General features: G+C 46.3%; 17 protein-coding genes and 1 other annotated feature. Of the genes, 3 read left to right on the forward strand and 14 right to left on the reverse strand.

Annotation, left to right across the window (positions count from 1 at the left end; translation table 11 throughout):
• Nucleotides 1–11: 11 nt before the first annotated feature.
• From J2T20_RS01360 to J2T20_RS01370, 3 genes are all read right to left on the reverse strand, one after another.
• Nucleotides 12–545, reverse strand: a complete 534-nt coding sequence (locus tag J2T20_RS01360) for a hypothetical protein (RefSeq protein WP_307584835.1) — start codon at nucleotides 543–545, stop codon at nucleotides 12–14.
• Between the two features lie 123 nt (nucleotides 546–668).
• A complete protein-coding gene (locus J2T20_RS01365; protein WP_307584836.1) occupies nucleotides 669–1,088 on the reverse strand; it encodes a DUF350 domain-containing protein in 420 nt (139 codons plus the stop codon).
• 31 nt (nucleotides 1,089–1,119) lie between these two features.
• Nucleotides 1,120–3,489: an endonuclease MutS2 gene (locus J2T20_RS01370; RefSeq protein WP_307584839.1), complete on the reverse strand. Its 2,370-nt coding sequence runs from the start codon at nucleotides 3,487–3,489 to the stop codon at nucleotides 1,120–1,122.
• 152 nt (nucleotides 3,490–3,641) lie between these two features.
• On the opposite strand from J2T20_RS01370, the gene J2T20_RS01375 reads away from it, so the two are divergent.
• Complete coding sequence (locus J2T20_RS01375; RefSeq protein WP_307584841.1) at nucleotides 3,642–3,989, forward strand: phage holin family protein; 348 nt, start codon at nucleotides 3,642–3,644, stop codon at nucleotides 3,987–3,989.
• A gap of 73 nt (nucleotides 3,990–4,062) precedes the next feature.
• Here the strand turns inward: J2T20_RS01375 and J2T20_RS01380 are convergent, their stop codons facing one another.
• The gene (locus tag J2T20_RS01380; protein WP_307584842.1) at nucleotides 4,063–5,094 is read right to left on the reverse strand and encodes a GGDEF domain-containing protein; all 1,032 of its coding nucleotides are present in this window, start codon (nucleotides 5,092–5,094) and stop codon (nucleotides 4,063–4,065) included.
• Between the two features lie 337 nt (nucleotides 5,095–5,431).
• On the opposite strand from J2T20_RS01380, the gene J2T20_RS01385 reads away from it, so the two are divergent.
• Nucleotides 5,432–5,824 carry a cupredoxin domain-containing protein gene (locus J2T20_RS01385; RefSeq protein ID WP_307584844.1) on the forward strand — a complete coding sequence of 131 codons (393 nt, stop codon included), beginning with the start codon at nucleotides 5,432–5,434 and terminating at the stop codon, nucleotides 5,822–5,824.
• Nucleotides 5,825–6,566: 742 nt separating this feature from the next.
• Here J2T20_RS01385 and J2T20_RS01390 read toward each other — a convergent pair.
• The 9 genes from J2T20_RS01390 to pheS form a co-directional block, all read right to left on the reverse strand.
• Nucleotides 6,567–7,760, reverse strand: a complete 1,194-nt coding sequence (locus J2T20_RS01390) for a sugar ABC transporter permease (protein ID WP_307584846.1) — start codon at nucleotides 7,758–7,760, stop codon at nucleotides 6,567–6,569.
• 2 nt (nucleotides 7,761–7,762) lie between these two features.
• Nucleotides 7,763–9,277 (reverse strand): xylose ABC transporter ATP-binding protein, encoded by a 1,515-nt coding sequence (locus J2T20_RS01395; RefSeq protein ID WP_307584849.1) that lies wholly within the window; start codon nucleotides 9,275–9,277, stop codon nucleotides 7,763–7,765.
• Between the two features lie 74 nt (nucleotides 9,278–9,351).
• Nucleotides 9,352–10,437 carry a D-xylose ABC transporter substrate-binding protein gene (xylF, locus tag J2T20_RS01400; RefSeq protein WP_307584851.1) on the reverse strand — a complete coding sequence of 362 codons (1,086 nt, stop codon included), beginning with the start codon at nucleotides 10,435–10,437 and terminating at the stop codon, nucleotides 9,352–9,354.
• Between the two features lie 204 nt (nucleotides 10,438–10,641).
• The gene (locus tag J2T20_RS01405; RefSeq protein ID WP_307584853.1) at nucleotides 10,642–12,222 is read right to left on the reverse strand and encodes a helix-turn-helix domain-containing protein; all 1,581 of its coding nucleotides are present in this window, start codon (nucleotides 12,220–12,222) and stop codon (nucleotides 10,642–10,644) included.
• 15 nt (nucleotides 12,223–12,237) lie between these two features.
• Entirely contained in the window at nucleotides 12,238–13,683 is a 1,446-nt protein-coding gene (locus J2T20_RS01410) for a sensor histidine kinase (protein WP_307584855.1), read from the reverse strand.
• Nucleotides 13,680–14,663 (reverse strand): sugar-binding protein, encoded by a 984-nt coding sequence (locus J2T20_RS01415; protein ID WP_307584857.1) that lies wholly within the window; start codon nucleotides 14,661–14,663, stop codon nucleotides 13,680–13,682. Before J2T20_RS01415 ends, J2T20_RS01410 begins: the two co-directional genes overlap by 4 nt.
• Before the next feature lie 148 nt (nucleotides 14,664–14,811).
• Nucleotides 14,812–16,830 carry a cell division protein ZapA gene (zapA, locus tag J2T20_RS01420; protein ID WP_307585095.1) on the reverse strand — a complete coding sequence of 673 codons (2,019 nt, stop codon included), beginning with the start codon at nucleotides 16,828–16,830 and terminating at the stop codon, nucleotides 14,812–14,814.
• Between the two features lie 183 nt (nucleotides 16,831–17,013).
• A complete protein-coding gene (gene pheT, locus J2T20_RS01425) occupies nucleotides 17,014–19,461 on the reverse strand; it encodes a phenylalanine--tRNA ligase subunit beta (protein ID WP_307584859.1) in 2,448 nt (815 codons plus the stop codon).
• Nucleotides 19,462–19,739: 278 nt separating this feature from the next.
• Nucleotides 19,740–20,774: a phenylalanine--tRNA ligase subunit alpha gene (gene pheS, locus J2T20_RS01430; protein WP_036648690.1), complete on the reverse strand. Its 1,035-nt coding sequence runs from the start codon at nucleotides 20,772–20,774 to the stop codon at nucleotides 19,740–19,742.
• Nucleotides 20,775–20,833: 59 nt separating this feature from the next.
• Nucleotides 20,834–21,103: a binding site (T-box leader), on the reverse strand.
• A gap of 583 nt (nucleotides 21,104–21,686) precedes the next feature.
• Here pheS and J2T20_RS01435 point away from each other — a divergent pair.
• On the forward strand, nucleotides 21,687–23,297 hold the full coding sequence (locus J2T20_RS01435) for a diguanylate cyclase domain-containing protein (RefSeq protein ID WP_307584861.1): 1,611 nt from the start codon (nucleotides 21,687–21,689) through the stop codon (nucleotides 23,295–23,297).
• 172 nt (nucleotides 23,298–23,469) lie between these two features.
• Here J2T20_RS01435 and pulA read toward each other — a convergent pair whose 3' ends face one another.
• A complete protein-coding gene (pulA, locus tag J2T20_RS01440; protein ID WP_307584862.1) occupies nucleotides 23,470–25,872 on the reverse strand; it encodes a type I pullulanase in 2,403 nt (800 codons plus the stop codon).
• Between the last annotated feature and the right edge of the window lie 374 nt (nucleotides 25,873–26,246).

Below are 26,246 nucleotides of genomic sequence, written 5' to 3' on the forward strand. Positions count from 1 at the left end.
ATGAGGTTGTATTAGTTCTGTGTGCTCAAATTCCGAACGAGTTGAATTCTGTCCTGAGGTGCCAGACTTTGATGCACTTGGAAGCAGGAAGGACAGATATATACATTCAACGAGAACGGAGATTTCATTACAGGTGCACCCAATGCTGAAGGTGAAGAAGGAGTGAAATCGGTCAAGGCCTGTGTACCCGCCAGCAACATCAGTTCGTGACACTGCGGACACTCAGGAGCCTCTTCCTGTTCAGCAAGAATGGCCGACACATTTGCTTCGTAACGACTCAAATCGTGGTCATCTCGGAACTGATCAAGTGTGTTAAAAATGGGCACAATACTATCTGTATCGGCCGCTCCCCACAAATCATCATCATTGCTTACCTCTTCTGGTTCTTCTTCCTCTTCCAGTTCGTCCTCCAGCTCATTACTGTTCAGACTAACCGTACGGTAACCTTTAAGTTCATTGTTGCAGTGCGGACAGGTATCCTCCGGTCCGAACTCCTCATCCCATACAATTTCCGTATCACACCAAGGGCAAACATTCGTTTCCATTATCATATTCTCCTTCTTGCTTATCTTAGATTTAGTTCATCGTTAAATAAATAACACCGGCTGCTATAAATGTTATGGCAGAAATAAATAGGACACGGGTCAAAATCTTCATTAAAAATCCTCCTAGAATATAGCAGCGCCTATTACGTAAGAAAGGGATACGGAAATTAGCATAGCTATAAGTCCTACTGCCCGATTATCCGCAGCAATTTCATCGTCAATAGAAAATACGGGCGTTAGAAATTCGAACAGAAAATAAGCAAGAAGCAGCATTATAAAGCCTGCAACAGCCCATTTCATGGTTTCATAAATGGACGCTCCCGAGTCAATGCTGAAGCGGAGTACGTTGCAGATACCGAATATTTTGCCACCGGTAGCCATAGCAACAGCTACGTTCCCCTTGCGGATCTCTTCCCAGCAGTTATACTTTGTAACCATTTCAAAAATGGATAGAAATATAACCAACCCCAATATAGCCACAGCGAAGTAACCGAGCAGAGCCCCAAGCGGGTGGTTCAACAAATTATCGATTTGATCTTGCATAACTTCCCCTTCTTTCCGCCGGGTTTAAGCGCTACTGCAGCTCTGCCACGGTCACGCCTGCTCCGCCTTCGTTATAATTCCCTAGCCGATAGCTCTTGATATATCTGTGCTTCCGCAAGTACTCTTGAATACCTGAGCGCAAGACACCTGTTCCCTTACCATGGATAATCGATATTTGACCGAGATTACCAAGAAAGGCCTCATCGATAAAACGATCAGTCGCCATTATAGCTTCCTCAAGATTAGTCCCCCGCAAATCCAGTTCACTGCGGATATTCTCATCTCTGGTTCTCTTCACCGTAGTTGCACGGAGCATGGGTTGTGCTGCGGATACTTTGGACGCTGTAGACAGTAATTCCAAATCATCCAACCGGACCTTCATTTTCATAATACCCAACTGTACCACAGCTTCATTGGAACCACTAAGCTCTACCACAGTCCCTTTTTGATTCAGGCTGTATACGGAAACGTCGTCTCCGGGCTGAATTTTGCGGGGAGGCTTAACCGCACTGCGTGAGGTTTCCTTTTTACGCTGTTTGGGCTCGGCTTCACTCAGACGCCGCCGTACTTCTATCAGCTTATGCTCCTTGACTGAAGCACCCTCTTCCAGTGCCAACCGCCGAAGATCGCTGATGATTTCCTCAGCTTCCTTCCGGGCCTTATCAAGAATGGCCGCCGCATCCTTCTCGGCCTTCTCCAGCCTTTTATCCCGCTGACCTTCAAGCTTCTCTATTTCCTTCTGCTGCTTATTCCGCAGTTCTTCAGTTTCACGACGCAAAACCTCTGCCCGTCCCCGCTCATTCTCTGCAACCAGCCTGTTCTCTTCGAGGGAAGCAATCATATGCTCAACGCGCATATCCTCTTCATTCACTTCTCCCCTAGCATGATCCAGAATAGCCCCCGGCAAGCCTAATCGTTCCGCGATGGCGAAAGCGTTACTTCGTCCAGGGACACCAATTAAGAGCCTGTATGTAGGGCTGAGACTTTGTACATCAAATTCCATACTTGCATTAATAACGCCTTTACGTTCATATGCATAAGCCTTCAGCTCGCTATAATGTGTGGTCGCCACCATCCGGCATTCTATTCGATGAATATGCTCCAGAATAGCAATTGCAAGCGCTGAACCTTCCGCCGGATCGGTACCCGCACCCACTTCATCCAGCAAAATAAGGCTCTTGGGTGTCATTCTTTTTAGAATGGAAATAATATTGGTCATATGTGAAGAAAAGGTACTTAGACTTTGCTCAATACTTTGCTCATCACCGATATCAGCATAAATAGCATCAAAAACGCACATTTGACTGCCTTCCTCTGCCGGTATGAACAAACCAGACATAGACATCAGGCTGAGCAGGCCAATCGTCTTCAAGGTAACGGTTTTACCACCGGTATTTGGCCCCGTCACGATTATCGAACTGTATTGATTCCCAAGCTCTACATCCAATGGAACGACCTGCTCCGGCGAAATCAACGGGTGCCGTCCCTTGCGAAGCTTAAGGTATCCACGGTCATTCATACGCGGTTGGGAAGCCTTCATCTCACGGGCCAGACGAGCCTTAGCAAAGATGAAATCAAGCTCTCCGAGAATATCAATATCATATTTCATTTCTTCTGCGATATCGCCTACCAGTGCCGTCAGCCTGTGTAGAATGATCTCAATTTCCCGTTCCTCGCGAAGCCGTGTCTCACGAAGCTTGTTATTCATTGCCACAATCGTTTCTGGCTCAATAAACAAGGTCGCACCTGAACCTGATTGGTCGTGTACAATCCCCCCAAAATGAGCACGGTATTCTGCTTTCACGGGAATTACAAACCGATCTCCACGAATGGTGACCAGCTGATCCTGCAGCATTTTAGCTACCGAAGTGGAACGTATCATTGAATCCAGCTTTTCACGTATCCTTGTTTCTCCGACCTTCAGCTCACGGCGGATCGTAGCAAGCTCCGTACTCGCTGTATCAAGCACATCTGCATTCTCATCTATACAAGCACGAATAGCATCCTCTACAGACTTTTGCTCCGAAAGCAGATCACTGAGAGCAAATAAGATTTCAATTTTCTCGTCTTCATACATCGCGGCTATAAAACGTTTGACTTTTCGAGCACCGCCGATTGTATTGCCAACTGAAAGAAGTTCAGTTGTTCCCAGCATGCCTCCAATGGAGGCCCGTTTTAACGCCCCACCGACATCACTAATACCGCTAAAGGAAGGAATCCCCTTTAACCGGTCAACTGTAGTTCCTTCATCTGTGGCCTGCAGCAAACGTTTTACCCCTTCAAAATCACCGGATGGCTTCAATTGCTCTGCTCTATCCTGTCCCATCGAGGTTTGCGTATATTGCAACAATTTATTTAAAATCTTGCGATATTCAAGCGTATGCAAAATTTTGTCGTCCAATTACTGTCCAGCTCCCTTCATAGATGAGACTATTATACCGAATTTGTCCGCATTTCGCTATTTGGGTATCGTTACCCAACATAGAAAGGGAATGTTCTGGCCACAATAATAAATGCAGATATACCCCAGCTTATATGAAGGAGGTTAGTTCATTGAGGTTCTTAGGTCATGTAGTCCGTTTTATCGTCGCAGCGATTGTTCTAGTCGTTGTAGGCTGGATTGTTCCCCAGTTTACAATCGGGGGTTTCGGCAGCGCCCTTATTCTAGCCCTGGTTATTGCTCTTCTGGGCTGGGTGATTGAGGGAATCTTCGGTTCAAAAGCAACACCCTTTGGCCGTGGCATTGTGGGCTTTCTGGTTAGTGCCCTGGTAATCTGGGTAGCCCAATTTGTAGTAAGCGGAGTTAGTGTCTCTATCCTTGGTGCCATTCTTGCAGCTTTGGTTATCGGGATCATCGATTTGTTCCTGCCAGTAGCAACTCCATTTGATGCTAGAAAATAGATCAGCTGTTGATCTTCTTATTCAGCATGAACGCCCCTGGCTCGAAAATCCGAGCAGGGGCGTCCATATTGGATCAGACAATATTCAGCAAACACGCTTCCCCTTGCGAAGCCTGTGCGGTAACTACGGTGTTTTTCCCTTCTTTTTTGGCCTTGTAAAGAGCATCGTCTGTCCTGCGGAACATCAACTCTTTTCCTAAACCCGGCTCATAATTACATAAACCTACGCTGACAGTAATCGGCTTTCCACCTGCATAAGGATGCCCCATACTCGCAATACTCATCCGCAGTTCTTCCACGTAAGAGTATGCTTCCGGCAAAGTTTTATCCGTAAAAATGATTGCAAATTCTTCGCCGCCGTACCGGGCTGCAAAATCGTTCAACCCAATCATCCCGCCTAACTTGGTCGCCACCTCTTTTAATACAAGATCTCCCACCCAATGCCCATAGGTATCGTTAACACGTTTGAAATTATCAATATCCAGTAGAGCCAATTGTAAACGGAGGCCATTGCTCTCACATTGCTCCAACAGCAAATCCAGATATTCGTGAAACGTTTTATGATTATACAGCCCTGTGAGAGCATCTATTTTCAGCAGCTTATCCGATATCGCCCGCTCCACCATCAGACCCTGCTCCGATTTGGTTAACTGCTCCAAATGTTCTTGAGCTTCCTGGGCACGACTAATTACAGCCTGAGTCATTATTACAAACACAATGAATACACATTCAACCAGCAAGAATTCAAGCAGCGGTTTATGAAGTACTACCCTCTCCAGTCCGAAATAGATCCCGGCATAAAAAACAACACTGAAGAAACCAAGGCTGTAAAGAAGTTTACGGTCAAAATAGACAAGTGATACAATAATCGGCATCATAAGCAGCATCTGAGCGCCATCCACAAATGGCTCAATAAGAAAGTACATTAAGTACGAAATAATATAACCGCAGCCTACCACGATCTGCTTATGGTATTGTTGGCGGGTACGCAGCCATAATTCTGATCCAGAAATGAAGGCGACAATCAGCAAGTTACATCCTATAAAGAGGTATTCTTTGTCAGAGCCTATCTTGCTCTTGATATTAAGGTGTTCTGCATTAAGCACAAAAAGCACCTGGGAAACCAGGAGGGAGAATACAATTATCCAATATCCGTTCAGTATTCTACGATTCCATAACCCCGTGTTCAATGTATTATTAGTGAGTTTGATGTGAGATCCCCTACTTCATACCTGTAATATATTAGCCTTCATTATAAATAAATTGAAGGTTTTTTGCATCATTTTTTTGCAAATTTCGACAAAGGTTGGAAACATGAGTTTTACACGTTCACCAATAATTCATAACTGCTAGAACATATGTCACATTTTTTTGGTATAGTGTTATCTGAATTGTCACAAGCCCTGTAATATTAATATCGTCAAATTGGGAGGGAGTATGAAGATGCAAAGAAAACTTGCTCTGCTATTATCTATTTTATTCATTCTTATTCTCGCTGCCTGCGGTAACAACACCACTAATAAAGAAGCCTCCGGTAGCAACAGCGGCATTACGGATACTGGAGTTGCACCGCAAGAGGAATTGGTGATTAAGGCAACCAACTACAGCTTTGATTCTAAAGAATACCATTTAAAAAAAGGGGTTCCTGTCAAAATTGTTTTTGAGAATGAGAGCGGCAATCACGGCATCCTCATCCCCGAATTCAATCTTACGCTGAACCGGGAGAACTCCTCCCAAGTTATCGTACCTGAAGAAGCAGGTACTTTCGAGATGAGCTGTTCCATTATGTGCGGTTCTGGGCATAGTAATATGATCGCTAAAATAATCGTGGACTAAGGTTACCTAGTCTCTCAGAGGGGATGTTCCAATGCCATGCAAATGGCTACCGGGACACCCCTTTTCTTATTCCGCCAACTTCAACATCATTGGTGAGTAATAACGAGGCGGCACGAGGTAGCGTCAAGAAGTTTGTGTAAGAGTAGAAGTATCTCCTCGTGTATCCGCGACAAATACGGCAAATCGTCTACCTACATGGGTTTCAATATATATAGTTGCACAACGTACACTTATACTTCTCCCTTAGCACACTTTAGGGTGTTTAATTGCACTTTATACACTTATTTTTGGGTATTCCGGGGTTTATCCGGCATATTCGTGTTTTTAGTTGCACAAAGTACATCTATCCATACATCCGAGCGCCAAAAGCTAGAAATAAGTGTATAAAATACATCTATTTCACTTACTACCTCCGAAACGTGCTGAAATCCTGCATAAAGTACAGGATTCGGGGTCACTTTGAGGCGGCACGAGCTGAAATGTTGTACAAAGTGCAGGAATGTGCATCAGTTTGAGGCGGCACGAGCTGAAATGTTGTACAAAGTACAGGAAGAGATGTCAGCTTCCTGCAGAGATTAATGTGTTAAGGAGCGAGCAGTAAGACGAACCGCAAAAAGGCCAACCGGTAATCTCTGGCTGACCTAACCATACGAAAGGCTGCTCCCAGTAGAATGATCTACTTAAGAACAGCCTAGGTTCCCTACACATAAAGTTTCTAGCAAGAATCAACTTTTTTCGGACCTTACTTTACACCTTTGCTGCGGTTGGAGATGTCCAGCCAAACAGCGATTACAAGAATGGAGCCTTTAACTACATACTGCCAGAACGATTCCAGCCCCATCAGAGACATCCCGTTATCAAGTGAGGTCATAACCAGTGCTCCTATAAGAGCGCCTATTACGGTACCTGCCCCACCCATTAACGAAGTTCCGCCGATTACACAGGCAGCAATCGCATCCATTTCCGCCATGTTTCCTGCTGTGATCGTTGCAGATGCCAAGCGGGAGGTCAGTACGATAGACGCAATAGAGGCCAACAATCCGCTGAGTACAAAGATAAGCATCGTTTTCTTTTTAATATTAATACCGGAAAGACGCGCTGCTTCAATATTGCCTCCAATGGCATAGATATGACGGCCGAACGTTGTTTTCGTGGTTAGAATGTAAAAGATGATGGCCAAAACAATAACGAAAATGATAGGAAAAGGAATCCCTTTATAATTGTTCATTACGACTACAAATGACACAACAAGTAACGCAAGAGCGGAAACCTTCATCACATCTACTCCAAGAGGAGCGATCTCGAAGCCATATTTCTGCCGGGAACGTCGTTTATTATAAGCGGTCCATAAGAGCATTCCCACGGCCAGCAAACCAATAATGATACCGAACCCTTGTGCAAAATAAGCATTACCCAACAGTGCAAGCACAGGATCAGACACCGGAATCGTCATGGATTCAGTGACACCCATCAGCACGCCGCGGAACACCATCATTCCGCCTAAAGTGACAATGAAGGCAGGAATCATTTTGTAGGCGACTAGCCAACCTTGAAGCAGACCGAGTACTGCACCGGCAGCCAGTGTGCCGAGAATTACAACGATCGCCGGCAGCTCTAGCCAGTTACTTAGAATAGCGGCGATACCTCCGGTCAAACCTACGATAGAACCTACTGAAAGGTCAATATGACCCGCTACGATGACGAGCACCATGCCTATGGCCAGTATTGAAGTAACGGACATTTGCGTGAATAGATTGGATAAATTGCGAGAGGTCAAAAAGGTAGGGTTCAGAAATCCAAAGAGCACCCATATTAGAACCAATGCACCCACCATGGTATAGGCCCGTACGTCCATTTTCCCAAACAAGCTGCTCCAGAGTGATTTTCTGGTAACAGGGATATCCACTTTATCTTGAAGTTCCTTTTGAAGCTGCATCCTTATTTCCCTCCCGTTGCGGCTAGCATAATATTTTCCTGAGTGGCTTCACGCCATTGAAATTCCTTAACGAACTCCCCTTCACACATCACCAGAATCCTGTCACTCATACCCAGTACCTCCGGCAATTCTGAGGAAATCATTATAATGGCTACCCCCTGATCCACCAGCCGGTTCATTAAATTATATATTTCGTATTTCGCTCCAACGTCGATCCCTCGGGTAGGTTCGTCCATAATCAGTATTTTCGGGTCAGACATCAGCCATTTGCCGATTACAACCTTCTGCTGATTTCCTCCTGAAAGTGTGCCTACCAACGTTTCCAGCGAAGCTGTTTTCGTCTTTAGATCCTGCACATACTGGCGTCCCCATTTAATCTCTTCATTCTCATTAATAAAACCGAGCTTCGATACCTTGCCCATAGTGGCCATCGTAGTATTTCGTTTGACATCCATGCCCATAACTAGTCCTTGACGTTTGCGGTCTTCAGTCACTAGTGCAATTCCAGCCTTGATGGCTTCAGCAACGGATTTAATCTTTACCGTTTTCCCTTCGATCTGCACCTCTCCCTCAGCCTTGCCTCCGTACGCTCCAAAAATGCTGCTGACCAGCTCTGTACGTCCCGCGCCCATGAGTCCGGCGATGCCCAGAATCTCACCCTTACGCAGTGAAAAATTAATATCTCGAATCATCCTCTGATTACGCTTTTCCGGATGCCAAACATTGTATTGGCTAACCTTCAGGACGATTTCCCCCGGTGTATGCTCCACCCGCGGATAGCGCTCCGTTAATTCCCGGCCAACCATTAAAGATACGACCTTATCATCATCCGTTTCATTACGATCCAGAGTCGCTACTGTACGGCCGTCGCGAAGTACTGTGATTGAATCTGCAAGGGCAAAAACCTCCGGCATTTTGTGCGAGATGTACACACAGGAGACGCCCTCACTGCGCAGCTGATTCAAAATCCCCATGAGAATGGAAACTTCACTTTCAGTTAAAGCTGCTGTGGGTTCATCCAATATCAGGATTTTTGTATGTTTGGAGAGTGCTTTGGCGATTTCAACCAGCTGCTGCTGACCAATCCCGAGATTACCGATTTTGACGTCTGGTGAAATATTCAGTCCAACCTTTTTCAACCACACAGAGGCGTTATGATACAGTTCATCCCATTGAATGACTCCGCGCTTACACGGCTCAGCACCCAGAAAAATATTCTCACCCACGGTCATATCTTTGACAAGCGCGAGCTCCTGGTGAATGATGGCGATACCGGCTTTCTCAGCATCCGTTATTTTGTGGAACTGTTTACTCTCACCGCCGATCACAATTTCACCGCTGTATGTTCCAGCTGGATATAAACCACTCAGTACCTTCATCAGTGTGGATTTTCCGGCACCATTCTCTCCGCAAAGGGCATGAATCTCTCCCTGCTTTACCTTAAAATTCACATGATCCAGCGCTTTAACACCGGGAAACTCTTTACTGATGTCCACCATTTCCAATACATGCTTCATTGCCGTTCCCCTTTCTAACCTTTAATCAGCAGAGAGCGGAACCCAAAGGTTCCGCACCTGCCATACTGAATGGTTTATTGTTTCGGCCATTGATCCTTCGGAACGTTCTTGTACACTTCCTCCAGCTTGTGGAATCCGTCCTTGAACAGAACATCCAGATTATCCTTATTCACTGCAAGTGGATCGAGCAATACCGAAGGCACATCAACCTTGCCGTTATTTACAGTCTTCTCAGTAGCGATCTCTTCTCCCTTTGCAGCAGCCATAGCCATCTCGGCAGCTTTTGTTGCAATGGCATTAATTGGTTTATATACAGTCATCAGCTGTGTTCCTTCTGCAATGCGCTGTACAGCGGCTAAATCTGCATCCTGTCCGGAAACCGGGATCTTACCAGCCATCCCTTGAGCGGTTAATGCTTGAATCGAACCACCAGCAGTACCATCGTTAGCTGCAACTACACCTTGGACATCATTGTTGTTAGCGGTGAGGGCATTCTCCATGTTTTTGAGAGCCTCTTCCGGCTTCCAGTCCTTGGAGAACTGGTCATATACAATTTTGATATCACCCTTCTCTTCAAGGGGCTTCAGAATATTCATAGCGCCTTCCTTGAACATATGAGCATTGTTGTCCGTATCCGCTCCACCGATGTAGACGATGTTGCCTTTTGGCGCCTGCTCAATAACGGCTTTGGCTTGGAATTCTCCTACACGTACATTGTCAAAAGAAATATAGTAGTCCACTTCTGAATTGTTAATCAAACGGTCGTAAGCAATAACCTTAATGCCTTCCTTATGCGCTTTAGCCACGATCGGCGCTGTAGCTTCCGCATTGTGTGCGATAACTACGAGTACGTCTACTCCCTGTGAGATCAGTTGCTCTGCTTGGCTTAGCTGTGTAGCATCATCTCCGTTAGCAGCTAGAACCTTCACTTCGCCTCCCAGTTCTTCCACTTTAGCGGTGAAAATATCGCGGTCCTTCTGCCAGCGTTCCTCTTTCAAGGTATCCATGGACATCCCGATAACGATTTTGTCTCCGTCCTTGGCAGCTGTTTTTTCTTTGGTTTTGTTATCTCCATTGGAGACCACTCCACAGCCTGCAAGTGATGATGCCAATAATAGAGATACTAATCCTAAACGAACGATATTCCCGTATTTTCTCACTCTTTCTTCGCCCCTTTTCACCAGTTAAAATGATTGATTGCGCTTACAAATAAAGCTTAGCACGGGTCGAAATGCTATGGAGCGTTCATTCCCAGCACTTCTTTACTCTCAGCCTGCATTTCATTGCTGCCTTCTGTAATGAAACCCGTTTACACATCATTCACAGGACAAAATGGCTATAAAACACAAAAAAGTCCTTGTCGGTTAACAAGGACTTTGTCTTTCGATGTGCTGGCGATATTCACTCGGCGTAATGCCTGTTGCTTTTTTGAAAACTCTGCTGAAATAGTTAGGATCCTTATATCCCACCTCGTAGCATATTTCCTTCAGACTGAGACGCTCCTCCATGATCAGTAGCTTTGCCTCATTGATGCGCAGCCGGGTCACATAGTCGATAAAGGTCTCCCCCGCATGCTGCTTAAATAGTTTACTGAAATAGTGCGGGCTTAGATTCACATATTCCGCACTTTGTTCCATCGAGATATCTTCTTTATACTTTTTATCAATATAGAGAAGAGCCCTCTGCAGCACATGCGAACGGCTTTGCTCCCGCTCTTCCTTCAATCCGTCGATGAAAGAGTCAAGCCAGGACATCGCTCTTTTACGAAGAGACACACTATCTTCCAAAGCACTTAGAGATGTAATTAACTCCGCTCCGTCACTGGATTGAATCCCCCGGCAAAGGAACAGCATCAGCCCTATTACCTCACCGCGCAAGGTTGCAAATGAACTAGATCCCGTTTCTTCCAGAATGGTATATAAAGAGCCAAAGCGCTCTGCTGTCTCCTGTTTGTTTTGCCGCAGCAGGGCATCCAGCAGCTTCTTCTCATCATCCAGAGAAATAATAGTCTGGCCTGAACTCTGGGTAATGTCATCGTAATGACGCACACTTAGCAGCTCATTATCATCCGAACACACCCGTACGGCTTCCCGGTAGGATCGGCTCATTCCATCCCATCCCTCACGAACCGAGCCGATTCCTACAGAAAGAGATATTTGGAACCTCTCCTCCACAAAACCTCGAATACGCTCACCCCAGTCAAGTGAAATGACACGCTGGGAATAACCCGGCCTTCCCGGTGGAAGAGGAATAAATAAAGCCATCTGATGTCCCACTATAGGCCCGGCGAGACAGGAAAGATTCGGCTTCGTGAAGTGCTTAACAGCTTCATAGATTTCCCGCTTAACCAGCTGGAAATCCTCCCACTCCTTCTTAGAGTGTCGGGCAAATGACAGCACTGCCGCATACCCCTTATACCAACGTAAATTCAACAGCCCGGCCAGCTGTTCGAGCTCCATCTCCTGCACTGACTCCAGCATAAGCATAAGGGAGAGCTCATTTTCGGCTAACGGCACCAACTGCGACAGCTTCTCCTGGAGCTCCAGCTGCTCGTTTCGCAGACGTTTCTCTTCTTCCTTCTCAGCAATCAGCAGCTTTAACACGTCCAGTACTTCCTCACGTCTGGCCGGCTTAAGCAGATAATCACGAACTCCAAGTGCTAGGCTCTCCTTCGCATAAGAAAAATAATCATGAGCCGTTATCATCACAATTTTAATTGAAGGAAACCTTGCAGAAATTTGCCTGACAGCCTCCAACCCCTGAATGCCGGGCATCTTAATATCCATGAAGATAAAATCGGGCCGCTCCTCCTCCGTAATCTGAATAGCCTTCCGCCCATTTTCAGCGTGCAGAAAAATAAAGGTATCCGGAAGAATATGCCTGATCATCAACTCCAGTCCCTCACGCTCTAACGCTTCATCATCTGCAATAAGTAAGCTGAACATAGTAACCGCCCTTTCTTATCCATGTAGTTGAGTAATCGCGCGATAGGGAAGCTTGAACAACACAGCTGTCCCTTTACCTTCCGTACTGTCGATTTCAATACTCTGCTCCCCGTCAAAAAATAAATGCAGTCTTTTGAATACATTATGTGTACCCAATCCCGTTGATTGACCCTTTCCGCCAAAACGAGGAGATTCCTCCCGGAAGGATTCCAGGAGCAGCATCACAGTTTCCTTGCTCATCCCTACGCCGTTATCCCGAATCTCAATACCCACACCCTCATCAACATATCCGATCGTGAGCTTCAGCTCCGCACCTTCCTCCATCTGCTCAATACCATGTACGAATGCATTTTCCAATATAGGCTGTAGCGTAAGACACGGAATCATACCCTCCAGAGCCCTTTCATCAATATCCATTACAAATGAAATCCGATCACGGAAGCGCGCTCTCTGAATATTGATATATTCGGTTACATTTTCCACCTCTTCACGCAGCGGTACGGCCTGATCCAGCTTCTGCAGGTTGTATCTTAATAGACGGGATACGGAAACGGTAAGATCGCTTGTCCTAGTCGCCCCCTCAATGTAGGCCAGCTTGGCGATAGAGTTAAGGGTATTGAACAGGAAATGCGGATTGATTTGGCTTTGCAGCATTTTAAGCTCCAGCTCTTTGACAAGACGATCCTTCTCTAAGCTTGAAATATTCTCGGCCATCAAACGCTGGATATTATCGATCATTCCGTTAAAAGCTCTGCACAAGATACTGATCTCATCATTATTAATGCTTTCGGGGGCCTTTGTATCCATACGCCCCTTGGATATTTGCTTGGCAGTAGCCACCAAGCGCCGAATCGGTCCCGTTATACTGCTCGAGAGCCATACTGCCAGAATGATACTAAGCACGGCGACAGTAACAACCAGCAGACTGCCCAGCTTATTCAATTTCTCCGTCGTGGACATAATTTCCTGATAGATCGGCTTATACTGATCCAGCTCAATATCTACCAAACCTTGTGCTTCCTCTCGTATGAACCGCTCGGTTTTCTCCGCTTCAATGTAAGCCCCTGCCAGGGTATTGGAATCCTGATCATCAATCTTTCCAATCATGGTCTCGACTTGCTCTAAAAAGGTATCGATAATATTACGATAATTCACTAACGGAAGGTCACTTCCGCCAATGGTCTCCAATCCATCGAGCTCCTGGCGCAGCTGCTGAACAGCAGTCAGGTGTTTTTCCACCTCCGGAAAGCTGTCCGCATCGACCTGCATAATAAACCGGTTCATCGATCGCATATTCTCTCCAACTTCATAAGAAACTTCCTTGTATAATAAAATTCGATTCATCATCAGATGATAGCTTTCCTGCACATTTTTACCACTTTCAAATAAGAAAAAGGAGACTGAACTCATGAGGAGCACGAGTAACGGAATACAAACTAACAGCTTTTTGCGGATACTCACAGGCTTTCCCCCTCCTGGGCATTATGCTTATCCAGCACCTTAACCTCTGTATAGTATTCTGACAGCAAGCTCTTTCCTTGAAAATGATCATTGAGCAGCCTGACTGCTGTATCACCCATTAGAAAAGGTTGCTGGGCTATAGTCGCTTTAATCTCACCTCTTAGTATGGCGGCAAGCGTGGCCTCCTGATTATCAAAGCCGATAATCGTAAGGGAATCTCGTTTCAGGCTCTTGGCCGCCTGAAGAACGCCAAGAGCATCTGTTGAACTCGTGCCGACCATAATATTAATTTCAGGATGCACACGAAGCATGTCCGCTGCCTGCTGAATCGCCTCCATATGTGAGATATTGGAGCTGCGAACCTCTACAATTTCCAGATTATCGTATTGCTTCACGATATTTCTTAGCCCGTTCAATCGCTGCAGCTGATTCTCTGCGAGCTCGCTCCCTATAATGACACCTATTTTTCCGGTGCCGCCTGTTGTCTGCACAACAAGCCGTCCTAAGCTTTCACCTGCCGCCACATTATCGGTACCTACATAAGCCAGCCGTCTGCTGGCCGGAGCATCGGTATCAATGGTTACCACAGGAATTCCGCGTTGCACGGCCTTGTCTATAACCGGAGTAAATTTCTCTCCGTTAAGGCCTTGGACGATAATGGCATCTACTCGGGCAGCAATTGCTTTTTCCAGTAAATTAATCTGCTCGTCCATATTGTTGCGGACCGGACCGGTAAATTCAATATCAATTCCATACCTTTCGGCAGCCTTCTCAGCACCCTTCTCAACCATTTCCCAGTAAGGATGATAACGTTCTTGCTCAATCAGTACAATATGATAACGGTGACCCAAATTACCGGGATGACCATGCAATTCCTGAACAATACTACCCATCTTACCCGATTGATGCGCAAAGCCAATAAATAGATACGCCAATACTAAAAATAATGCAGCTACACCTGCCAGCCACTTTTTATCCATAATCATTCACCTCATCCACCATCCTACCTTCCACTGAAAACGGTTGCAATAGAAAATTTCATGGCGGTAATCGGGAAACGAACAGAAGGGCTGATTCCCAAGTAGATTTTACCTACTGGGGTCAGCCCTTCTGTGTAGCATCCGTTATTCAACTGTCTTGTTCGATCAGTTGAATCCATTCATTATATTCAACTTGGAGCTTGGCATATTCCGCCTGTAAACTGCGATGCTCACGGGTTAATTGTTCCAGTTCTACTTGGCGCTGGTCGAATTGAACCTTCAGCAATCGAAGCTGTCCCTGAACCATCTCATAATTATCTCCAACCTCGCCAAGCTGTTCAAGCACTTCACTTCGCTCTCGAGCCAGAATTTCCCGCTGACCTTCAGCCTCTTCGACCTCCAACTGCCAGAGGTTGATCTCCTCACGGAGCTTATGCTCTGTATCCGACCAGTCACGCTGACGCTCAACCAGTTCATCGTACTTGTGTTTCCAAGCCAGCCCGTATTCTTCAGCTTCCTTCAAAGCTTCTCGCTGATCAGTCACTGCAGTTGCAGCTTCACGTGCCGCTTCCGACAGCTCTTCCAGGCGCAATGCCGCTTCTTCGCCTTCTGTTTCCAGTAAGAGATAACGTTCCTGCAGCCGTTCACCGTCTTGCAGAACCTCATCATATTGGGCAATCAATTCCTCATAGCGAACTCGCAGCGCTGACAATTCCTTCTGAGCCAACGCTCCATGCTCACGTAAGGCTTCGCGCTCATGCTCAGCTTCTGTACGCAACTGGCTTTCCTGCTCCAGCTTCTGGACTAAACCATCTGCTTGCCCATGAAGGGAAATAATCTCCTTTTGCAGCATTGAAGACTTCTCTTCGGCCTCCAGAAGATTCATCTCTAGCTCGCTGATATCCTCCATGCGTTTATCTGCCAGCTCCTGCCAACTGGCAACATCTGCAGCCGAACGGGTAAGCTCGTCTTGAACCCGGCGAAGGCTCTCACCGGATTCCTGCACGGACTTCCGCAATGAGGAGGCTTCGCTCTGAGTGAGATCATACCGCTGACGTAGCTCTTCCAGCTCTTCATTCAGCTGTGTTCCTAGTTCTGTAGCAGAGCGGAGCTCCACTCCAAGCTGTTCTTCACGATTAATAACCGCTTCATATTGAGCCAGCAGTGTTAGACGGGCATCACGTTCACTCTTATGACTCGCTTCCGCAGCGCGCAGCCTTGATTGAAGCTGCCCCGTTCCCCCGCGCAGCTCACCCAGCTGCTTCTCCAGTTCTACTACCTGTTGCTTATGTCTATGCTCCTGGGTACCCTGGGATTGCCGCAGCTCCTTATTCTTAGTTTGCTCCTTCTGCAGCGCTTCCCGCTCTTCACTCAGTTCCTTACTCAGCGAAGACTTGGTATCTGCCAGTTCCTTACTTAAGGATGTCCGTGTTTCTAAGAGTTCCTTACCTAGCGATTCCTTAGTAATCAAGAGTTCCTGCTCCAGAATGGATAGAGTTTCCGTCTTCTCTTTAGTAAGAGTCTCACGGATATTCTCAAGTTCCTGTTGATGAGCGGATTTCAACTCTTCAAGTTGCTGAAGACGGATGGCCTCAGCAACTGCCAGCTCCTGTCGATGGCTCTCGCGGCTCGCGGCCTTCTCCGCTTCATAGCTTACCCGTAGGGCTTTCAGTTCCTGATCGCGCTCTTGCAGCGCCTCTTCGAGCTTCTGACGAGCAGCTGCGGCAGCCTGCTCAGACTCTTGCAGCAGTTCGGCGTTCACGGCGCGCTCCTGCTCCTGAAGCAGCAAACACTGCTTGCGCTCCTCCTCAGCAGCGGCAATGAGCCGCCCTTCTTCTTCTTTGGCGGCAGCCTCAAGCCGCTCGTACTCTTCCTGCCGTTCCCGCTGCACTTCTAATAGTCGCGAGACCTCTACCCGCAGCTCGCTGCGTTCCCCAGTCAGCATGTTGAGCTCATTCTTGAAATCCTGTACCTGCAAGGCTTGCTCCGCCATATGTACGGCAGCAAGCACCGCTATACGCGGAGTATCTAATCTGGAATGAGATTTGGAGATCGTCCGCATATGTTCATCAACATAACGGGCAACTTGTTTCATATATTCAGTGCTGCTTCCGACTAGTTTATAGGAAGTGCCGTATATCTCTACGGCGACACGTGTCCGGTCCATAGCCACAGTTGTGTCCTCCTTTGTATGTGTGCGGATTCTAAGCTGGTTTCCCTGCTTATATTGTATCTTCATTCACTAACACTTTGCAAAAATATAGCTTATAACAAATCTTTCTTATATCCAGAAAAACCGCAGCGAATCTCGGTTTCTAAAGGGATTCGCTGCGGCTTTACATAATTCCTGCTACTTTCTTAATTCAGCACCAAAACTTTGTTGAAGAGCTGCCAGTACCAGTTCATGAACTGCTCCAACTTCCTCGTCTGTCAGTGTATGCTCGGCGTGGCGGTACGTAAGGGAGAACGCGACACTCTTTTTGCCGGTTTCCATCTTACCGCCTGTATACACATCGAATACCTGAACAGATTGAAGCAGGCTTCCTCCATGTTGACGGATTAAAGCAGACAATTCACCTGCCGGAACCGTTGAATCCACAACTACCGCAATATCACGTTCCATACCAGGGAAGCGTGGAAGCTCCTGATACTGTAAACGACTCTGAGCAGCCTCATACAGTGGTGTAAGTAAAATCTCAGCTGCATAGGTATCCTCAAGATCCTGTTTACGCTGCAATTCGGGATGAATCTGCCCCATAGTACCAATCGTGACGCGGCCTTCATTTCCGTTCAGATATATTGAAGCTGAGCGTCCCGGGTGATAACCCTGTGGGCTGTCCCCTTCATAGCTTATAGCTTCCGTTAGTCCCAAATGGGCAAAAACAGTTTCCAAAGCACCTTTAAGGTCGAAGAAATCAACCGGCTGCGTTGCAACATTCCACTGTTTTACCGCACGGTTGCCGCTTAGCAGCAGTGACAGTACCGAAAGTTCGCGCGGTTGACGGGTTAATTGCTCTTCATCGGTAAAGAAAACATTGCCAATCTCGAACAACGCCAGATCACTTTGGCGGCGGTTCGTATTATATTGGGCGATGTCCAGCAGTTGCGGCAGGACACTTGTGCGCAGAATACTGCGGTCTTCGCTCATCGGCATAGCCAGGCTTACCGCATGGCCGCCTTCAGAGAGAGCAGGGAACAGCTTGCCTTGCTCTGGCTGAATAAAGGAATATCCCAGCACCTCTTGATAACCGCCATGCGACAACAGACGACGTAGTTCACGGCGCAGTGCCTGCGGTTTGGTCAAAGCTCCTGGAGTAGTTGGACCCTCAATTGGAGTTGTTGGAATATTATCATAGCCGTACAAGCGGGCAATCTCTTCAATGAGATCAACATCGTAACTAATATCGCCGCGTCTTGTTGGCACTTTTACTTCAATATGGCCTTGCACGCCATCTCCACATGGGAAATGCAGGCGGGCAAAAAGGGTTTTCACTTCAAGCAGTGATAATTCCGTACCGAGGTAACGGTTTAACTTATCCAGTGACAAGGTGAGAACCTTCTCTTCCACTGTATCGGTTCCCGCTTGAACGATACCGGAATATACATTACCGCCAGCATACTGAGCAATAAGAGCTGCCGCACGATTCAAAGCAGGAATGACCGAACGCGGGTCCACTTCCTTCTCAAAACGTAGGGATGCTTCTGAACGAAGACCTAATTGACGGGAAGTTTTACGTACGGTTCCCCCATCAAATTTAGCCGATTCCAGAACCAGGTTAACCGTCTCGGACGTTACTTCTGAATTCAGTCCGCCCATAACGCCGGCAAGAGCAACCGGCTTAACACCATCAGCGATAACGAGCATTTGGGGCTCAAGCTTCCGCTCCTGACCGTCAAGTGTAGTGAGGACTTCATCCGGACTCGCCAAGCGGACAGTAATGTTCCCGCCTTCTATTTTATCCGCATCAAAGGCATGTAAGGGCTGTCCATATTCCAGCATCACATAGTTGGTGATGTCTACGATGTTATTAATCGGACGAACCCCTGCCGCCATTAATCGATTCTGAATCCAAAGAGGTGATACGGCTGGTTTGACACCACTTATATAACGGACTGCGTAGTGACCGCAATACGCTTCATCCTCAATCTTCACGGAGATCGAATCCGCTGCGGATTTAGTAATGTTCTCAACAATCTCTGCTTCAGGGTCAGGCAGACTAAGCTCACGGCCCAGAATGGCACTTACCTCATAAGCAGCACCTATCATACTGAGGCAATCCGAACGGTTTGGTGTCAAATCAAATTCCAGGATCTCATCATCCAAACCGAGAACCTTCATAATATCCCGGCCGATCTCGGTATCCTCAGGGAGAACAAGAATTCCTTCTTGCTGCTCCTTAGGCAGCAACTTGTCATTCATGCCTAATTCCTTCGCCGAGCAAATCATCCCTTGGGACAAAACCCCCCGCAGCTTCGCTTTCTTAATATCCAGACCTGGCAGTTTTGCTCCTACAAGTGCTACCGGAACCTTTTGGCCCGCTTCTACGTTCTTAGCACCGCACACAATCTGCAAGTCCTCATCCTGTCCGGCATCTACTATACATACATTCAGCTTGTCTGCATCTGGATGTTTTTCCTTGGACTTTACATAGCCAACTACTATGCCGGTAATTCCCTTATTGCGGCGCTCCACGCCATCAATTTCAATACCCGCAGCTGTAATCTTATCCGCCAGCACTTCAGCGGCAACACCCTCTAACGTTATATAATCAGCCAACCACCCGGTTGATACTTTCATGTCCGCTCACTTCCCTTTTGTTTCAGATGTATTTATCTACTTGCCGGTTAAAAAAGTCCTGTTAATTATGGGACCTACAAGAAATGTTTGGACTTCCGATCGCTGTTATCCTCTGATTTCCTGATTGAACCGCTTCTCGCGGTAGAAATCCGAGGATAGCTTATGCTTTCGATGCGAGCTTTCCTACGGAAAGCTTTCGGGCGACCACTGCGTTTCTCCAGTTCCAAAATTTCTCTACGGTCCTTTTTTTAACAGTTTTAATTTCACCCACCAAAAATCTAAACGCCCTTGAACTGCTTTACAAAACTCATATCGTTATTGTAGAAATTACGGATATCGTCGATTCCGTATTTCAACATTGCTATACGTTCCACACCCATACCGAAGGCGAAACCGCTGAACTCGGCAGGATCGTATCCACCCATCTCCAGTACCTTTGGATGAACCATGCCTGCACCGAGAATTTCCAACCAGCCTGTTTGCTTACACAGTCTACAGCCATCACCACCACACTTGAAGCAGCTTACATCAACCTCTACGCTAGGTTCAGTGAAAGGGAAGAAGCTAGGACGAAGACGGATTCCTGTATGGGGACCGAACATCTCCTGCACGAACTGCTGCAGGGTGCCTTTAAGATCACTCATCCGAATGTTGCGGCCAATGACTAGACCTTCGACTTGATGGAACTGGAAGGAATGGGTAGCATCATCATCATCACGGCGGAACACCTTGCCAGGGCAGATGATTTTAACAGGAGCTTCACCCTTCATGCCCTGCATGGTTCGAATCTGCACAGGGGAGGTTTGGGTACGCATGAGCAGATCATCCGTTAAGTAAAAGGAATCCTGCATATCACGGGCCGGATGGTTTTTGGGCAGGTTAAGCGCCTCGAAGTTATAGTAATCGGTTTCTACCTCTGGACCTTCCGCTACACGATAACCCATACCAATGAAGATATCCTCAATTTCTTGAACCACCCGAGTAAGAGGATGAATACCTCCCTGGGCCATACTGCGACCCGGCAATGTTACATCTACCTTTTCGGCCTGCAGACGGTTTTGGGTCTCCTGCTGCTGAAATGCCTCCTGCTTAGCAGTAATAATCTCTTCAATCGCACCACGCACATCATTCACAACCTGGCCGATAACCGGACGCTCTTCCGCAGAAAGACCTCCCATACCGCGCAGTACCTCAGTGAGTTCACCCTTTTTACCTAGGTATTTAACACGTAGATCATTCAGAGCCTGCGGATCCGCAACCTCCTGCAGCTTAGCTAACGCCTCAATTTTTAATGCTTCCAATTTTTGTTTCATGGCCGTGTAGAGCCCCCTTCAAATCATTGTTAAAAACAAAAAAAGGCCTTTCCTCCCGGTAAAGGGACGAAAAGACCGTGGTACCACCCTTGTTAGACAGCATATCCTGATCCTGCATCAGAGATTCTAGTCCTCTGCGGCACGACAAGATGATCCGTCTCACTCTACACAGATATAACGGTCTGCAGCCGGTGAACCCCTACTGTAGATTTCAGGGAACTGCTCCGGAGTGAACTTGGGCAGCTCTGTTTCGTAGAAACGCTCTCAATCACTGGCGTTTCCTCCCTGTAAGTCAGGCGCTGCTTACTCTTCTCCATCATTGCATTTATAATAATTTCAAATCAATTACCTTCTTAATTAGAAGAAGATATGTTTATTTATTATATGCAAAATAAGTTGCTTTGGCAAGCTAGGTCAAAAGTTCGATAGTCCATGGGAATGGATCCCTATTCTTACACAAATTATCGATATAATGTACATGTCCCATGAAAAAAGGAAAGTTTATATCTTATAATTCATAATTTAGAACAAAAGACTGTATCGTTTGTTACAAAGCTGGGTAATAGGTTGCAAGGGTTCGAAATAGAATAGATGAAAGAAGACCATACATAACTCGTTTTATATTTTTGCTCTACAGTTACACTTGTGTATCTCCTTTTCGGGAAGCGGGTTCAATTAGGCCCTCTAGCCCGATAAACAGGGGCCTATTCTACTTGGAGAGCGATAGGAGTTCCCTACTATTGGTAGCTATTTTTATTAGTCAAGTAATTGCTCTCCGTGTAGAACGTCCTATATACTGAAAGGATCGATATACCTGGAGGCTTACTCTCCTACTCTTCACATCTTCTCCAACGTTTTATGCAACTGTATACTGCGATTTTCCTAATATGTTTATCCGGGGAGAGGATGACAGTGGCTGGTTTTTCCGAAGTCAAAGTAACTCGTAGATTGATTCTTTTATTTGCTGCTATATCGGTTCTTCTGGTTGCTATAAGTATCGCCTCTTTATTGTATCTGAATCACACTATTAATAGGCTCTCCAGTTCTTTATACGAAGATGTGTATCAGAATTCAGAACTTATTTTAAACGCAGATCGTGATCTTCATCAGTCCTCCCTAGCTCTTCATTCCGTTATGGGGCAAGTAACAACCGAGAAAGAACGCGATCAATACGCCCAAGTATTTGAAGAGAATATTACTCAGGCAAAAGAACGAATCGATAAAGTATCTCAGAATATTTCCTCAGTAAAGGGGCTCAATACCAAGTTTCAGGGAGAAGATTTACTGCTAGCTGAACTTAAAGCGGAGTTGACGTCCTTTGACACCTCTTTTGCCGAATGGACGTCTGCAGGTAGAAAAATGATATCTGACCGCATGCAGAGCAATAGCCCGGAGTCATTCTCCAGTATTGCGGTAAATCTGCAGATGAATGAAACCCGAGCCAGTCTCGATCAATCCGAGGATCTTGTAGATAGCTATGCTCAGCAGGTAACCAGTCATTTCAAAGACCAGAAAAGCTCTTTGTTCGCTCTTTATTCCCTTCTGCTGTTTCTTCTGATCCTTGTTATTATTTATTTGGGCCGAAAAATTATTGTGCTGCAGAATGAAATGCTAGAGGAACAGTCATTGTATCAGCTTATAGGTGAAACGATGTCCGACTTTATTGTACTGACCGACCCCAACGGTTTAATCCTGTACGCTTCGCCATCACATTCTGTCGCACTCGGGTATATCCCTAAAAAAGGGGAACCGCTTTCTAATTATATCCGTGAACCGGAAATTGCCTGGGCCAAGCTAAAAAGTGTTGTTCAAGGAACGCCTCGAATGTCTGAGCTGCGGATGAGGGGAGCGGATGGGCAGTGGGTATGGTTGGAGACAAGGGTCTCACCGATCAAAGGAAGTCGTTCCTTTCCTGCACAATTCATGCTCGTATCCCGTGAAATCACGCAACGCAAACAATACGAAGAACGGCTTCACAAATTAGCCTTCTATGACCATTTAACCGCTATACCCAACAGGGCGCATTTCAAAATGTACATGGAGAACCTGATCACCCAGCCGGAAGAACGGCGTCAGGAAATAGCCCTAGCCTTACTTGACTGTGACAGGTTCAAACAGCTAAACGATACACTCGGCCATTTAGCCGGTGATGAATTTCTTCAGATGCTCTCCCGGGAACTGCAGCTAACTGTAAAAGGTGCCGGACAGGCATTCCGCATCGGAGGCGACGAATTTGCGGTCGTTCTTCATCGTTTCTCATCTCCAGAAATGTTAGACGAAATGCTGGCCCGCCTGCTTCAGCTCTTCAATAAAACATGGTCGGTTAACAAAGGCTCAAGCTTTCACACTTCTGCAAGCATAGGGGTTGCCCTGTATCCGCTACACGGCCAAACCATTAACGATCTTCTGCGTGCTGCCGACCTCGCTATGTACCGATCCAAAAGTCATGGGGGCAACGAAGCTAATCTGTACAATAAGGCAATTGACGAAGGGTTCCCGAATCAGAAAAACGGACGTACTTAATACCTAAATCAAGAAGAAACGGCTGCGCCATCCTTAATGGGACGGCACCGGTTTCTCGTAGAAATATAAGCAAAGTATGGTGGAAACTTATACTTTCTTATATTTTAAGAAAAAAAAGGCTGTTCCAAGTCATCCAAATGGATGCCCTTGAAACAGCCTTTTACTTATCTGTTTAGCTCGTTAACAGCAGATGATCTTCTGCTGTTACACCGCCGTCTTTTTCGCGGTCATGAATCACTACCTTTATCAACATTTCCCCGGGAGGACAGTCAATAAATCGATCTCCGCCGCCGTCCTTTTCCTCCCAATCGTTAACCCTTAGGATATAACCGATGGTTTCCATCTCCGGCAAAGCTTCAATAATAGCTACTGCCCTTCCGTTTTCCATAGAACGAAAATCACATTGTCCATCCTGTATTCCCGTTCCCCATACCCACAGATTCCAACCGCGATAATCACCATCAGGGCGATCATAGTGAACCTGAATGATTTTGGCGCGCGGGCCTGGTTGCTTGCATTCGTCATACAGTACCATCATAGACAAACTTTCGACCTGCACCTCACTGCCCTCTACGGTACGGAAGACCTCCTTACCCGCGGTCGTATGATCTACAACTATATTCCATTGCTTAGACTTGTTAGGCATATCTATCGAAATGGGCCATGTATTGGCGTTGAAGATAACGACAATATTGTTCCAGTTGTCACTGCCTGCGTTGTTCTTCAGTACATAAGCTACTACCCCGTTATCACAGCGGATGAAATCTAGAGAGCGTTCAATTTCCTGACGTCCATGCAGGCGGAATGCCGGATGGCTACGGCGCAGGTCCAGCAAGCCTTGATAATATTTGAATACGGGCATAAATTCCTTCTTGTTGTTCCATCTCAAGGCATTGATAGCATCATTGCTTCGGTAACTGTTGTGGTCTCCAAACTTGCTGCGAAGCAATTCATCTCCAGCGTGTAAGAAAGGTATACCCTGCGAGGTCAACACTATCCCATTCGCGAGGACGGACCGGCGAACCGTTTCACTATCCAGTATATTCTCTTCATTCACCGTTACATAAGGGTTTGCGAGGGCTACCGCTTCCTCGACACTTCCGCCATCCTTCAACTGACCGTTCTCAATATCCGGAAACCTTGCTTCCTGACGTTTCCCCTGCACAGCCAGGACCTTATCCCACAGGTTCAAATTGTCGTGAGCGGTAACATAATTAACGGTTTCCATAGGAGAATCGGCAAAATCATGGATGGCTCCTTTAATACCTTCCGCTATCGCGCTTTCCTTACCGTACTCTCCCGTTACAAATCCTCTTCCCCAACCATCGCTGTCGCCTTTAATCGCAGAACGGAAGTTATCGTTAAATACAGCATACCCTTTTCCCCGTTGTACACCCTTTAGGGTTTTGGTTATCAGCGGAGAATCTCCACCCGTCCAAGGCTCACCATATATAAGCAAATTAGGATTAACCTCCAAGCGAAGCTCTTCCGTAATTTCACGCATAGTCACCTTATCAATTAAACCCATAAGATCAAAGCGGAATCCGTCAATGTGATACTCTTTAGCCCAGTGGTATAAAGAATCCTTGATATACTTGCGTACCATTGGCCGCTCTGTGGCAAGTTCATTACCAACACCTGATCCATTTGAGAGTCGGCCATTAAAGTCATGGCGGTAAAAATAACCTGGTACTAACCGATCAAAGGGACCGTTCTCCACGGAGTAGGTATGGTTGTATACGACATCCATAATGACTGAAATCCCATGACGATGCAGACTTTGAACCATCTCCTTAAATTCAGTAATACGGGTAACCGGGTTGGCTGGATTCGTGCTGTAGGAGCCTTCGGGTACATTATAATGCTGCGGATCATAACCCCAGTTATAGTCCGTGAAATGAGGCATGCTTGAGCTAACATCACCTTCAGCCAGCATTTCATCAATGGTCTGAAAATCAAAAACAGGCATTAAATGCACATGAGTTATTCCCAGTTCGACCAAATGGTCGATTCCCAGTGCATTTCCTGCATCATCTTTAAGCCCTGTCTCGGTAAAAGCTTTATATTTTCCCTTGTGCACCATTCCCGAGCTGTCATGAATTGAAAAATCACGGACATGGAGTTCATAAAGAACGGCATCAGACGGGTGTAATAAAGGTGGTGCTATATCCTCTGTCCATCCTTCCGGATCAGTACTCTTTAAATCCACAATAGCCGTTCTTACGCCATTCGCGGATACTGCAGTCGCATAAGGATCCGCAACCTCCTGAACGGTACCTTCTTCAAAAGTTACGCGGAACATATAATACTTTCCACTCAAGTCTTCGCTTACCTTAACCTGCCAAAGTCCATCCACCCAAGGCTGCATTTGAATGAGTTGTCCTTTGTCCCCGATACCGGAAACAGAACTCATATTATCTTCATTCCCACCTGTAGCATACAGAACCAGCGACACAGATTTAGCTGTGGGTGCCCATACCTTAAAGACACTGCTTACCGGAGTATAGGTCAAACCAAGATCCTTACCTTCATAACTATCCATTGCGGATTCCGCATTTATATAATTGCTTTTCATTATTATCACCCATCCCATCGCTACCGGCTTCAAGCCGATAAGCTAATAGATCCATATATTTCCAACTTATATTAAATTCATACTTGCACTGCTCTGCAAGCAGGATTAATTATAAACACTTTATCAGGACTCACTACTATAATATGTAACAATATGTTCACAGGTTTGGGTTCCTACAGAAAGGAATTTGTCCCCTAATATTAATATCGGTAAGTGACCATGAGCATTTAAGACTTATTATCATAAAATATCTAATCTAAAAAAAGTATATATTAAAACCCCTCCCCGCAAAACACCCCACTTTGTGGAGCCACATACAAAAAAAACCGACCCCCAAAGGGAGCCGGTAATAAGTAGTTGGAAAAGTGTAATGC

Source organism: Paenibacillus wynnii, from assembly GCF_030812855.1.
Classification (GTDB): domain Bacteria; phylum Bacillota; class Bacilli; order Paenibacillales; family Paenibacillaceae; genus Paenibacillus_AQ; species Paenibacillus_AQ wynnii_A.

Excerpts from the sequence above, each read along its gene's own strand:
- J2T20_RS01385 (WP_307584844.1), top strand. The coding sequence starts at position 5,432 with ATGCAAAGAAAACTTGCTCTGCTATTATCTATTTTATTCATTCTTATT.
- J2T20_RS01390 (WP_307584846.1), bottom strand. The coding sequence starts at position 7,760 with ATGCAGCTTCAAAAGGAACTTCAAGATAAAGTGGATATCCCTGTTACC.
- J2T20_RS01415 (WP_307584857.1), bottom strand. The coding sequence starts at position 14,663 with ATGGATAAAAAGTGGCTGGCAGGTGTAGCTGCATTATTTTTAGTATTG.
- J2T20_RS01365 (WP_307584836.1), bottom strand. The coding sequence starts at position 1,088 with ATGCAAGATCAAATCGATAATTTGTTGAACCACCCGCTTGGGGCTCTG.
- zapA (WP_307585095.1), bottom strand. The coding sequence starts at position 16,830 with ATGGACCGGACACGTGTCGCCGTAGAGATATACGGCACTTCCTATAAA.
- pulA (WP_307584862.1), bottom strand. The coding sequence starts at position 25,872 with ATGAAAAGCAATTATATAAATGCGGAATCCGCAATGGATAGTTATGAA.
- J2T20_RS01405 (WP_307584853.1), bottom strand. The coding sequence starts at position 12,222 with ATGTTCAGCTTACTTATTGCAGATGATGAAGCGTTAGAGCGTGAGGGA.
- pheT (WP_307584859.1), bottom strand. The coding sequence starts at position 19,461 with ATGAAAGTATCAACCGGGTGGTTGGCTGATTATATAACGTTAGAGGGT.
- pheS (WP_036648690.1), bottom strand. The coding sequence starts at position 20,774 with ATGAAACAAAAATTGGAAGCATTAAAAATTGAGGCGTTAGCTAAGCTG.
- J2T20_RS01395 (WP_307584849.1), bottom strand. The coding sequence starts at position 9,277 with ATGAAGCATGTATTGGAAATGGTGGACATCAGTAAAGAGTTTCCCGGT.
- J2T20_RS01360 (WP_307584835.1), bottom strand. The coding sequence starts at position 545 with ATGGAAACGAATGTTTGCCCTTGGTGTGATACGGAAATTGTATGGGAT.